Below are 11792 nucleotides of genomic sequence, written 5' to 3'. Positions count from 1 at the left end.
CCGGAATTCCGGCGGTTGGCCGCGCCCACCTGGCAGTGATTGCCGGATTGGCGGAAAACACCGTCCGGATAGTCCGGATGGTCCGCCTGGAGCGGTTCTGTTTCTTCGTTTTCGATTGTCAAAGACCGGCCTCCCGGAGAGGTCCGGTCAGTAAGGCACGAGCGTGCGTCAGAAACGGACGTAGGCGCCTATTGGGCGGCCAGGGCGGCGCGCTGGCGGTCGGCCTCCGCGTCGCGGGCGTGCTTCTGCGCGGTGAGGGAATCCTCGATCGCCACGAGCTCGCGGTTCTTTGCGTCCGAGGCGGCGGCGCGCTGGCCCGGGAGGGGGCGGCCGGTGATCTCGGCGATGGAGATCGGCTGCGCGCAGGTGCGGCCTTCCGGATCCCACCATTTGCCGCCGGCCTCGCAGCGGTCGCCCGGCGCCACGACCAGGGATTCATAGGCGAACATGCCCGCGATCAGGACGGCGAAGGTCGAGAGAAACAGGATGCTCAGCCGTTTCATGGTCAGGAGGCGGTTCATCTACGGATTCCCGTGGCTTTGAGGTCGACCGATCCCGGTCGTTGACGCGGCGTTACGTTGACAGGCCCGATGCGGCGTACCATTCCCTGACGCAACATTCCGGCGCTTTCGTGGATAGCACAATGAAGGTTCTCGTCCCCGTCAAACGGGTGATCGACTATAACGTCAAGGCTCGCGTCAAGGCGGACCAGACCGGCGTCGATCTGGCCAACGTCAAGATGAGCATGAATCCGTTCGACGAGATCGCCGTCGAGGAAGCCGTCCGCATGAAGGAGGGCAAGGAGCATCACGCCGCCGGGACGGTGAGCGAGATCGTGGTCGTCTCCATCGGCGTCACCCAGGCGCAGGAAACCATCCGCACGGCCCTGGCCATGGGCGCGGACCGGGGCCTGCTGATCCAGTCGGACGCCGATCTGGAGCCGCTGGCCGTGGCCAAGCTGCTGAAGGCGGTGGTTGACGAGGAGAAGCCGGATCTGGTCCTGCTGGGCAAGCAGTCGATCGACGGCGACAACAATGCGGTCGGCCAGATGCTGGCCGCCCTGCTGGACTGGCCCCAGGCCACCTTCGCCGGCAAGATCGTGCTGGCCGACGGCAAGGCGACCGTGACGCGCGAGGTCGACGGCGGCCTGCAGACCCTGTCGGCGACCCTGCCGGCGGTGGTTTCGGTTGACCTGCGCCTGAACACCCCTCGCTACGCCTCCCTGCCCAACATCATGAAGGCCAAGAAGAAGGAGATCGCGGTCAAGGCGGTCGCCGACTACGGCGTCGATACGGCCCCACGCCTGACGGTGAAGAAGGTCACGGCCCCGCCGCAGCGCTCGGCGGGCATCAAGGTGGCCGACGCCGCCGAACTGGTTTCCAAGCTCAAGACCGCGGGGGTCCTGTAATGGCCGTTCTCGTTATCGCCGACCGCGACGGGGATGCCGTCCGCGACACCACCCACAAGACCGTCACCGCCGCCCTGAAGCTGTCGGGCGACGTGGACGTCCTGGTCATCGGCCAGGGCTCGAAGGCCGCGGCCGACGCCGCCGCGAAGATCGCCGGCGTGCGCAAGGTGCTGCTGGCCGAAAGCGCCGGCCTAGGCCACCAGCTGGCCGAGGCCGTCGAGGCGACCGTTCTGGGTCTGGCCGGCGGCTATGACGCCATCCTTTCGCCGGCCACCACCGACGGCAAGAATTTCATGCCGCGCATCGCCGCCAAGCTGGATGTCGCCCCGATCTCGGACATCATCGAGGTCGTGTCGAACGACACCTTCGTGCGCCCGATCTATGCCGGCAATGCGCTGGAGACGATCCAGTCGGGCGACGGCAAGAAGGTCATCACCGTCCGCCCGACCAGCTTCGACGCCGCCGCCGAGGGCGGTTCGGCCAGCGTCGAAACCGTCGCGGGCGCCGACGCCGGCAAGGCGGCCTTCGTCAGCGAGGAGATGGTCAAGTCGGACCGTCCGGAACTGGGCGCGGCGAAGATCGTCGTCTCGGGCGGCCGGGCGCTCGGTTCGGCCGAGGAGTTCCACGCCGTCATGGACCCGCTGGCCGACAAGCTGGGCGCCGCCGTGGGCGCCTCGCGCGCCGCCGTGGACGCCGGCTATGCGCCGAACGACTATCAGGTCGGCCAGACCGGCAAGGTCGTGGCCCCGGCCCTGTACATCGCCATCGGCATCTCGGGCGCCATCCAGCACCTCGCCGGGATGAAAGACTCCAAGGTCATCGTCGCCATCAACAAGGACGCCGACGCGCCGATCTTCCAGGTCGCGGACTACGGCATCGTCGGGGACTACAAGGTGGTGGTGCCGGAGCTGATGAAGGCGCTGGGCTGACGGTTCGCCGATGTTCTGGAGGCCGATGTTCTGGAGACTGGCCGGCGACGTCCGGGCGCGAATTGATCGGGACTTCCGCGATCCGGCCGACCGGAAGGCCGTTCGCGCCCGCCTGGGGTCGTTGTGGGATATGAATCTTACGGTCGGCCCCCAGCAGCTGGCGCGATCGATCCTGATCCTTGCAGAGGGTGACCGGTCCGAGCTGGAGCAGCTGTTCACGAGCGGCTTCCGGGGCGATCCCCGGGATGTGATCATGGCCGCGATGGCGGTCTCGGGGGGGCAGACGGCCTATGGCTCGAAGCCATTCCGGACCCCCTGAGTCCGCCCATCTCCCCGTCCGTCTGACGCCCGGCGCTTCCGCCGACCGCATCGACGGCTGGGACGTGGATTCAGAGGGGCGGCCCGTCCTCAAGGTCCGGGTGCGCGCGCGGCCGGTCGAGGGCGAGGCGAACGAGGCCCTGATCAGGCTGCTGGCGAAGGCGCTGCGCGTGCCGAAATCGGCGGTGTCGATCCCGCGCGGGAGCCAGTCGCGGACCAAGATGATCGATGTCGCCGGCCTGTCGAACGACGAGATGCGAACGCGCCTTACCGGTTTGTAATGTTTCCGGCTTTGACGGATCGCGCCGGAGCCTTTTGTAATCCGCCCCGACGTACGCCCCCGCTTTCGGGTCGGGCGTATCAGGGGAGCGTTCGATGAGACTTCACGCCTTGCGGGGTTCCAGCCTCGCCGTCCTCGCCTGCGTGCTGGCAGGCTCTCTGGCCCTGACGGCCTGCGCCACCACCGGGGGCGACGACACGCCCGCCGCGGACGGTTCGTCCGACGCCGAAGTGCGCGAGCCGTTGGCCCGGGGCCTCGACTATGCGGCCAACCCCGACCCCTTCCCCTCGACCTATCGCGGCCTGCCGCGCGAGAACATGGCCATCGTCGGCGGTACGGTCTTCGACGGCGCGGGGCGCAGGATCGAGAACGGCGTGGTCGTCGTCACCGACGGCAAGGTGGCCGCGGTCGGCGACGCCTCGACCCCGGTCCCCGGCGGTCACCGCGTCGTCGATGCGCGCGGCCGGTTCGTGACCCCGGGCATCATCGACGTGCACAGCCACCTCGGCGTCTATCCCTCGCCCGGCGTGCAGGGGATGAGCGACGGCAATGAGGCGACCAATCCGAACACCGCCCAGGTCTGGGCCGAGCATTCGCTGTGGCCGCAGGACCCCGGTTTCAATCAGGCCCGCGCGGGCGGGGTGACGACGCTCCAGATCCTGCCCGGCTCGGCCAATCTGTTCGGCGGCCGCGGCGTGACGGTGCGCAATGTGCCGTCGGTGACCATGCAGGGCATGAAGATGCCCGGCGCCCCCTACGGCCTGAAGATGGCCTGCGGCGAGAACCCTTCGCGCGTCTATGGCGGCCGCAACACCTCGCCGGCCACGGGCATGGGCAATGTCGCCGGCTATCGCGCCGCCTTCATCGCGGCCCGCGAATACAAGGCCAAATGGGACAAGTGGCGCGAGGACGGCGAGGGCACGCCCCCGACCCGCAACCTGCAGCTGGAAACCCTGGCCGGGGTGCTGGACGGTTCGGTTCTGGTGCAGAACCACTGCTACCGCGCCGACGAGATGGCGGTGATGATCGATATCGCCAAGGAGTTCGGCTACCGGATCACCGCCTTCCACCATGCCATCGAGGCCTACAAGGTCGCGCCGCTGCTGGCTCGCGAGGGCATCTGCGCCGACATGTGGACCGGCTGGTGGGGCTTCAAGATGGAGGCGCTCGACGCGGTCGAGGCCAACGCCGCCCTGGTCGACGCGCCGCAGGGATCGTGCGCGGTCATCCATTCGGACGACGCCGAACTGACCCAGCGCCTCAATCAGGAAGCCGCCGCGGGTCTGGCCGCCGGCCGCCGCATGGGGATGAACATCTCCGAGGAGCGGGCCATCAGCTGGATCACGCTGAACCCGGCCCGTTCGCTGGGCATCGCCGACCAGACCGGATCGCTGGAGGCCGGCAAGCGCGCCGATGTGGTGATCTGGAGCGCCAATCCGTTCAGCGTCTACGCCCGGGCCGATCAGGTCTTCATCGACGGCGGCCTCAGTTTCGACCGCATGAACCCGGCCTATCAGCCGCTGTCCGACTTCGAGCTGGGCCAGCCCGGCTATGGTCTGTCCGCCGCCAACGTCCCGCAGGGAGCCCGCTGATGCGCCTCAGGAACCTCATCCTCGGCGCCGTCTGCGCCGCAGCCCTGACCACCCCCGCTCTCGCCCAGTCCCTGACCGCCATCACCGGCGGACGGGTGCTGACCGGAACCTCGGTCATCGAGAACGGGACGGTGGTGATCCAGAACGGCCGGGTCGTCTCGGTCGGAACCGGCGCCGCCCCCTCGGGCGCGCGCGTCATCGACGCCCGCGGCAAGGTGGTCGCCCCCGGCTTCGTCGCCGTGGACAGCGGCCTCGGCGCCTCGGAAATCTCGTCGGTCGGAGGGTCGGACGACCAGACCAACGGCGCCAATACGATCAGCGCCTCGTTCGACGTCAGCTACGGCCTCGATCCCTGGTCCTTCACCCTGCCGGTCGCGCGTCTGGGCGGCATCACCCGCGCCATCGTCGTGCCCGGTCATCCGGGCGGCGGCGGCGGCAATCACCGGGACGACGGCGACGCGGACTTCGCCGGCGTGGGCGCGGCGGGCCTGCAGGCGCCCAGCCTGTTCGCCGGACAGGCCGCCGTCATCCATCTGGCGCAGGGGACCGACATCCTGGTCAAGCCGCGGGTGGCCATGGTCGCGCCGTTCGGCGAGGCGGGAGCCGGCGTCGCCGGCGGCGCGCGCGGCGCCGAGTTCACCCAGTTCAAGGAAACCCTCGCCGAGGTGCGTCTGTATGCGCGCAACCGGGCCGCCTACGACCGCGCTGGCCTGCGCGAGCTCAGCCTGTCGCGGGCCGATCTGGAGGCGCTGATCCCGGTCGCGAACGGGACCATGCCGCTGATCGTCACCGTGCACCGCGCGGCCGACATCCAGCAGGTGCTGCGGCTGGCGCGCGAGGAGGGGGTGAAGGTGATCCTCGACGGCGCCGAGGAGGGCTGGCTGGTCGCCGACCAGATCGTGGCGGCGGGCGTGCCCGTGCTGCTGAACCCGATCTCCAACCTGCCGGGCAATCTGGAGACTCGCGCCGTGCGGATGGAGAACGCCGCGGCGCTGGACGCCGCCGGCGTGGTGATCGCCATCAAGGGCAATGAGGGCTCGATCCATCGCGCCCGCGAGACCCGCTACAATGCGGGCAACGCCGTTTCGCATGGCCTGCCTTACGAGGCGGCGATCGAGGCGATCACGGTCAATCCGGCGAAGATCTTCGGCATGGCCGGCCAGATCGGCGAACTGCGCGCGGGCGCGGCGGCCGATGTGGTCGTCTGGTCCGGCGATCCGCTGGAGCCGCTGAGCAACGCCGAGGTCATCTTCATCGGCGGGGCCGAACAGGCGCCGACCAGCCGGCAGTTCCTGCTGCGCGACCGGTATCGCGCGGGCGGCGAAGGGGCGATGCCGCCAGCTTATACGCGCTGAATCTTCCTTCTCCCCTCCGGGGGAGAAGGTGGCTCGCGGAGCGAGACGGATGAGGGGGATGCCGATGGCGTCTCCCTCTCCATCGCATTCCAACCTGACAGCCCCCTCATCCGGCCCTGACGGGCCACCTTCTCCCCCGAGGGGAGAAGGGTAAGATGCCGCCCATGAGTCTTCCCCGCATCTTCATCGACGCCGACGCCTGTCCGGTGAAGGACGAGGTCTATCGCGTGGCGGCGCGGTACGGCCTGCATGTGTTCGTGGTGTCGAACACATGGATCAACACGCCGCGTGAAACCTGGATCGAACAGGTCGTGGTCGACGCGGGGCCCGACATCGCCGACGACTGGATCGCCGAGCGGGCCGGGCCGGGCGACATCGTCATCACCGCCGACATTCCGCTGGCCGACCGCTGTCTGAAGGCGGGGGCGCAGGCGCTGAAGTCCAATGGCCAGCCGTTCACCCCGGACTCGATCGGCTCGGCCCTGGCGGGGCGGATGGTGGGCGAGCACCTGCGTTCGATGGGGGTGGCGACCTCGGGTCCGCCGCCGTTCGGGCCGAAGGACCGGTCGGCCTTCCTGCAGGCGCTGGATCAGGCCGTGGTGCGGGCGAAGCGGGTCATTCTGGCGGGGCCGGGGCGTTGACCGTCATCCCCGAGAGCGAGCTGGAGTTCCGCTTCTTCCGCGCCGGCGGGCCGGGCGGGCAGAACGTCAACAAGGTCTCGACCGCGGTGCAGATGCGGTTCGACGCGCGCAATTCGCCATCGCTGACGGAGCCGGTGCGGGCGCGGCTGATGAAGCTGGCGGGCAGCCGGCTGACGCTGGATGGAGTGATCCTGATCACCGCCGTGCGGTATCGCACCCAGGAGCGGAACCGGGCCGACGCCATGGAACGGCTGCAGGACCTGGTCGACAAGGCCTCGGTGGCTCCGGTCTATCGCGTGCCGACGAAGCCGACGCGCGCCTCGAAGGAGCGGCGGCTGGAGGGCAAGGCCAAACGGTCGACGATCAAGAGCGGGCGCGGACGGCCCGGCGCCGACGACTGAGGTCAGGCGGCCGGGCGGAACAGCAGGGCGGCGACCTTGCCGCCTTCGTCGAAGCCGATGATCCACTGGGTCGCGGCGGTGGCGAAGGTGACGGCGAACAGGTCGGCGCCGTCCTGGCTGCCGACGAAGTCCAGGGCCTGGATCGCGCCGAAGCCTCGCAGAAGGGGCAGGACGGTGGCTTCCTGCGCGCGGACCTTGCCGGCGAGGTCGTCGGTCATCAGGGCATAGGGAAGGGTTCCCGCCTGACCGCCGGCGATGATTTCGCGCAGGACTTCCTCGGAGCGGGGATTGGCGGGCGTGGCCGCCAACGCAGGGGCGGGGGTCGCCACGGCCGCCGGGGCGGGTGCGCGGGTCTGCGCGGTCGGCCGGTCGAAGCTGTTGGGCACGGTAGCGGCGGCGACCTGGGCCAGAGCCGCCGTGGGGGCCGCGACGGGGACGAGCAACAGGGCGGCGGCGATCAGAAGCGGCTTCATGGGGTCGTCTCCAGTGCGGACCTCAGACGATGACGGGCCAAAGCGACAGAACGAGGGCGGCCGCCGAGGCCGCCACGGCCAGGGTCATTCCAACGATCACCCAGCCGGGGGTCCGGGTCTCGCGGACAACCAACGTCTGAGGCTGCGGCGGGTTCTGCGCCAGTCTGGCGAGGGCCTTCAGCGTGTCGCGGAGTTCCTCCAGGGCGTCGCGCACCTGGGCGTGGGGGCCCAGTTCGCGGCGGATCCAGCGTTCGACCACGGGCCGGGCCGCCTCCCACAGGTCGTGGTCGGGATTGAGTCGCCGGGCCACGCCCTCGACCGAGACCATGGTCTTCTGCAGCAGGATCAGTTCGGGCCGCAGATGCATGTCGAACAGGGCGGTGATCTCGAACAGCTGGCCCAGCAGCCGGCCCATCGACACCTGAGACGCCTGTTTGCCGATCACCGGCTCGCCGACGGCGCGCAGGGCCTGGGCGAAGGCCTCCACCGAATGTTCGGGCGGCACGTATCCGGCCTCGAAATGCACCCGGCTGATGCGGTCGTAGTCGCGGCTGAGGAAACCCCAGAGGATTTCCGCCAGATAGCGGCGCTCGCCATGGCCCAGCCGGCCGACGATGCCGAAGTCGATGGCGGTCAGTTCGGCGGGGGCGTGGCAGAACAGATTGCCCTCGTGCAGGTCGGCGTGGAAGGTCCCGTAGTCCAGCGCCTGGGTCAGGAAGGCCCGCACCAGATTGTCGGCCAGTCCGTTGCGGTCCAGTCCCGGCTGCTCCGCCGCCGCCGGATCGGTCATGGCCACGCCGGTCGCCCATTCCAGCGTGAGCACCCGCTTGCCGACCCCGTCCCAGACCACGGCGGGGGCGGACATGTGGCCGCCGCCGCCGTCGCGGACCTTGTCCATGATGTCCTTCAGCTCGGAAGCGGCGGCGGCTTCCAGCCGCATGTCGAGTTCGAGCTGAAGCGCGCGGGCGATGGTCTCGACGAAGGCCGAGGGCTCGAGCCTGCGCGCCGGGGCGACGAAGCGGACGGCCAGCCGGGCGGCCAGCCGCATGGAGTCGAGGCCTTGCGCCACGCGGCGCTCGACGCCGGGCCGCAGCACCTTGACCGCCACCTTGCGGCCGTCGGCCAGCCAGGCCGGATGCGCCTGGGCGAGCGAGGCGGCTGCGACCGGCGGGCCAAAATCGGTGAACAGGCTCTCGACCGGACGGCCCAGCGAGCGTTCGATCTCGCGCCGCGCCTGATCGACGGGGAAGGGTTCCAGCGCATCCTTGAGCCGGCCCAGGTCGCGGGCGAATTCGACGCCGAAGATGTCGGCGCGGGTGGCCAGCACCTGACCCAGTTTGATGGCCACGGGCCCCAGATGTTCGAACGCCTTGCCCAGTCGCTGGCCCGGACGGCCCTCGCGGCCTTCCCGCCCGGCGAAGGCGTGCAGAAGATGGGCCAGCCAGCGGATCCAGACCGGCAGCAGGTGGGTGATCTCGCGCGGCGTCAGGGCGTCGTGACGGATCAGCACCCAGCCCCAGCCCATCAGGCGCAGCCAGGCCTCGACCGGATGGCGCACCGGCACGGTCGCCGGCGGGGGCGGCGGGGTCGCGGGATCGATCCGGCTGGTCAGATCGCCCACCCGTGATGGATGGCGGCCACGCCGCCCGACAGATTGGTGACCGTCACCCGGCTGAAGCCGGCCGCTTCAATCATTGATTTGAAGGTCGCCTGGTCCGGAAAGCGGCGGATGCTCTCGACCAGATACTGGTAGCTGTCGCGGTCGCCCGCGACCCAGCCGCCGATGCGCGGGATGGCGTGGAAGGACCAGGCGTCATAGGCCTTGCGGATCGCCGAGGCGGTCGGCCGTGAGAACTCCAGGCACAGGAAGCGGCCGCCCGGCTTCAGCACCCGCCGGGCCTCGGCGAGGGCGACGGGAATATCGGCCACGTTGCGGATGCCGAAGCTGATCGAATATGCGTCGACCGAAGCGTCCGGCAGCGGCAGGGCCATGGCGTCGCCGACGCTCCACGACATCTCGGGCTCGCCGCCCTTGTGGACCCCGGCCATGATCATTTCGGCGTTGTAGTCGAGGACGATCACCGAGGCGTCCTCGCCCCCTCGCCGCTGCTGCGCCGCCCGCGCCATCTTCGCATAGCGCCGCGCCATGTCTCCGGTGCCGCCCGCGACATCGAGGATGGTCTCGCCCGGACGCGGGTTCAGTTTCGCCGCCGCCGCGTCCTTCCACAGCCGGTGCACGCCCGCGCTCATCAGGTCGTTCATCAGGTCGTAGTTCGACGCCACGCTGTCGAACACGCCGCGCACCATCCGCACCTTCTCCTTCGCGTCGACGTCGCGAAAGCCGAAGGACGAGGTCTTGCCTGAAGGATTGTCGGTGGGCGGGGCCGTATCGGTCATGCTGGCGGTCTAGCGCGTCGCCGCGCCGCCGTCACCGGGCCGCGTGGTCGCGGTGCGGGACGCGCGGCTCAGGCGCCGGCTCCGGCCCGGGGGCGGGGCACGCCGAGGTCCTTCATCAACCCGCGCATGGCGCCGTAGCAACCGCAGGCCGCGCGTTCGAGAGCGGCCCGGTCGGTGACCTCGACCCAGCCCCGGCCGCGCCGGATCAGTCCTTTTTCCTCAAGTTCCGCCCCGACCTCGGACACGGTGGCGCGGCGCACGCCGAGCATGCCGGCGATATCGGCCTGGGTCAGGCCGAAGCGGTCGCTGTCGGCGCGGTCGTGGATGGTCAGCAGCCAGCGGGCCAGCCGCTCGTCGAGCCGGTGCTGGGCGTTGCAGGCGGCGGCCTGCTGGACCTGGGCGAACAGGCTTTCGGTGAATTTGGCCAGGGCCGTGCGCATGGACTCGCTCTTGCCCAGTGCGTCGGCGAAGACCTCGGACGGGCAGCAGGCCGAGACGCCGTCGACCTGGGCGATGGCCCGGCTGGCGGCGCGGGCGTTCAGCGGGCCGCAGGTGACGCCGACCAGCCCCTCGCGCCCGATGGCGGCGGTTTCGATCATGCGGTCGCCGTCGAGGATGGTCATCAGCGAGACCACGCCGCTCATCGGGAACCAGACCTCCTGGACCGCCTCTCCGGCGTCATAAAGCATCTGGCCCTGGGCGAAGGGCCGCTCGTTGAGGTGCGGCTCGATCCGTTTGCGGTCCGCGGGATCCAGCGCGGCGATCCACATATTGTCCATGGCGTGCTCCTGTTCCCTCGAATAGCGACGCTCGGTAACGCCGAAGCTTCGCCGTGTGTTCCGCGCCCTTGTGACAGTCCGTCGGGCGGGATAGGCGAAGAGGACGCGGAGGATGAGATGACCGACCGGATTGACGTTGCGGAAGCCCTGAATGGCCTGCCCCTGTGGCGCGAGGACGTCGGCGACAGGCCCGCGATCACACGCAAGCTGGTCTTCGCCGACTTCAACGCCGCCTTCGGTTTCATGACCCGCGTGGCCCTGAAGGCGGACAAGGTCGACCACCATCCGGAATGGTCGAACGTCTACAATCGCGTGGACATCCTGCTGACGACGCATGATGCGGGCGGGGTGACGAACAAGGACGTCGACATGGCGCGGTTCATCGACGAAGCCGCCGCCGCGATGGGAGGCAAGTGATGGCCGGGCGGGTCGCGGGCAAGAAGGCGCTGATCACGGGCGCGGCCGGGGGGCTGGGCGAGGCCATGGCCTGGATGCTGGCGCGCGAGGGGGCGACGGTCGCGGTCACCGACATCGACGGACCACGCGCGCAGGCGCTGGCCGCCGCCATCAACGCCGACCATCCCGGCGCCGCCTTCGCCTTCTCCCACGACGTGGCCGAAGAGGGGCAATGGGTCTCGGTGATCGAGGCCGCCGTCGCCGCGATGGGCGGCCTGTCCATCCTCGTCAACAACGCCGGCGTCGGCGGGCCGCTGGCCTTTGTCGAGGCCGACACGGTCGAGAACTGGCAGCGTCAGTATGACATCAATCTCAAGTCGGTGATGCTGGGGTGCAAGCACGCCATGCCGCATCTACGCGACGGGGCCGCCAAGGGACCGGGCGGGGCCTCGATCATCAACATCTCCTCGATCGCGGGCTTGGCGGCGGCGCCCGGCATGGGGGCCTATAACGCCACCAAGGCGGCGGTTTGGATGTACACCAAGACCATCGCCCTGGAGGCCGCCAAGCAGGACTGGAACGTGCGCTGCAACTCGGTGCATCCGGTCTTCATCAAGACGCCGATCCTCGATCCCTTCATCGCCATGGCGGGCGGGGACGAGGCCAAGGCGCACGAACGGCTGTCGCGCGGCATCCCGCTGAAGCGGATCGGCGAGCCCGACGACGTGGCGTATTGCGTCCTCTACCTGGCCTCGGACGAGTCGAAATTCATCACCGGGACCGAGTTCAGGATCGACGGCGGCATGACGGCCCAATAGGGCGG

Annotated in this window: 15 protein-coding genes; 10 read left to right on the top strand and 5 right to left on the bottom strand. The window is 69.6% G+C overall.

Features of this window, described 5'->3' with window-relative positions; translation table 11 throughout:
* Positions 1-188: 188 nt before the first annotated feature.
* Positions 189-521 (bottom strand): hypothetical protein, encoded by a 333-nt coding sequence (locus BrevBR_RS07085; protein WP_332641133.1) that lies wholly within the window; start codon positions 519-521, stop codon positions 189-191.
* 122 nt (positions 522-643) lie between these two features.
* Here BrevBR_RS07085 and BrevBR_RS07080 point away from each other — a divergent pair, with 122 nt between their 5' ends.
* The 8 genes from BrevBR_RS07080 (at position 644) to arfB (ending at position 6924) form a co-directional block, all read left to right on the top strand.
* Positions 644-1408 (top strand): electron transfer flavoprotein subunit beta/FixA family protein, encoded by a 765-nt coding sequence (locus tag BrevBR_RS07080; RefSeq protein WP_332641134.1) that lies wholly within the window; start codon positions 644-646, stop codon positions 1406-1408.
* Entirely contained in the window at positions 1408-2337 is a 930-nt protein-coding gene (locus BrevBR_RS07075) for an electron transfer flavoprotein subunit alpha/FixB family protein (protein ID WP_340000428.1), read from the top strand. Before BrevBR_RS07080 ends, BrevBR_RS07075 begins: the two co-directional genes overlap by 1 nt.
* A 25-nt stretch (positions 2338-2362) precedes the next feature.
* Positions 2363-2656: a hypothetical protein gene (locus BrevBR_RS07070; protein WP_332641136.1), complete on the top strand. Its 294-nt coding sequence runs from the start codon at positions 2363-2365 to the stop codon at positions 2654-2656.
* Entirely contained in the window at positions 2628-2936 is a 309-nt protein-coding gene (locus BrevBR_RS07065; protein ID WP_340000427.1) for a DUF167 domain-containing protein, read from the top strand. The genes BrevBR_RS07070 and BrevBR_RS07065 overlap by 29 nt, the downstream gene beginning before the upstream one ends.
* Positions 2937-3030: 94 nt before the next feature.
* The gene (locus BrevBR_RS07060; RefSeq protein WP_340000426.1) at positions 3031-4527 is read left to right on the top strand and encodes an amidohydrolase; all 1497 of its coding nucleotides are present in this window, start codon (positions 3031-3033) and stop codon (positions 4525-4527) included.
* Entirely contained in the window at positions 4527-5882 is a 1356-nt protein-coding gene (locus BrevBR_RS07055) for an amidohydrolase family protein (RefSeq protein ID WP_340000425.1), read from the top strand. Before BrevBR_RS07060 ends, BrevBR_RS07055 begins: the two co-directional genes overlap by 1 nt.
* Positions 5883-6046: 164 nt before the next feature.
* Positions 6047-6523: a YaiI/YqxD family protein gene (locus BrevBR_RS07050; protein WP_340000424.1), complete on the top strand. Its 477-nt coding sequence runs from the start codon at positions 6047-6049 to the stop codon at positions 6521-6523.
* Entirely contained in the window at positions 6520-6924 is a 405-nt protein-coding gene (gene arfB / locus BrevBR_RS07045; RefSeq protein ID WP_340000423.1) for an alternative ribosome rescue aminoacyl-tRNA hydrolase ArfB, read from the top strand. The genes BrevBR_RS07050 and arfB overlap by 4 nt, the downstream gene beginning before the upstream one ends.
* Before the next feature lie 2 nt (positions 6925-6926).
* Here the strand turns inward: arfB and BrevBR_RS07040 are convergent, their stop codons facing one another.
* The 4 genes from BrevBR_RS07040 to BrevBR_RS07025 form a co-directional block, all read right to left on the bottom strand.
* Positions 6927-7397, bottom strand: coding sequence for a hypothetical protein (locus BrevBR_RS07040; RefSeq protein WP_340000422.1), 471 nt, complete (start codon positions 7395-7397; stop codon positions 6927-6929).
* Between the two features lie 22 nt (positions 7398-7419).
* Positions 7420-9018, bottom strand: a complete 1599-nt coding sequence (gene ubiB, locus BrevBR_RS07035) for a 2-polyprenylphenol 6-hydroxylase (RefSeq protein ID WP_340000421.1) — start codon at positions 9016-9018, stop codon at positions 7420-7422.
* Positions 9006-9794: a class I SAM-dependent methyltransferase gene (locus tag BrevBR_RS07030; RefSeq protein ID WP_340000420.1), complete on the bottom strand. Its 789-nt coding sequence runs from the start codon at positions 9792-9794 to the stop codon at positions 9006-9008. The genes ubiB and BrevBR_RS07030 overlap by 13 nt, the downstream gene beginning before the upstream one ends.
* A gap of 68 nt (positions 9795-9862) precedes the next feature.
* Entirely contained in the window at positions 9863-10573 is a 711-nt protein-coding gene (locus BrevBR_RS07025) for a Crp/Fnr family transcriptional regulator (protein ID WP_332641145.1), read from the bottom strand.
* A gap of 117 nt (positions 10574-10690) precedes the next feature.
* Here BrevBR_RS07025 and BrevBR_RS07020 point away from each other — a divergent pair, with 117 nt between their 5' ends.
* Positions 10691-10990, top strand: a complete 300-nt coding sequence (locus BrevBR_RS07020) for a 4a-hydroxytetrahydrobiopterin dehydratase (protein ID WP_340000419.1) — start codon at positions 10691-10693, stop codon at positions 10988-10990.
* Positions 10990-11787, top strand: a complete 798-nt coding sequence (locus tag BrevBR_RS07015; protein ID WP_340000418.1) for an SDR family oxidoreductase — start codon at positions 10990-10992, stop codon at positions 11785-11787. Before BrevBR_RS07020 ends, BrevBR_RS07015 begins: the two co-directional genes overlap by 1 nt.
* Positions 11788-11792: the final 5 nt, after the last annotated feature.

This window comes from Brevundimonas sp. BR2-1 (assembly GCF_037626195.1).
Taxonomy (GTDB): Bacteria; Pseudomonadota; Alphaproteobacteria; order Caulobacterales; family Caulobacteraceae; genus Brevundimonas.
This window is presented reverse-complemented; position numbering and strand designations above follow the sequence as displayed.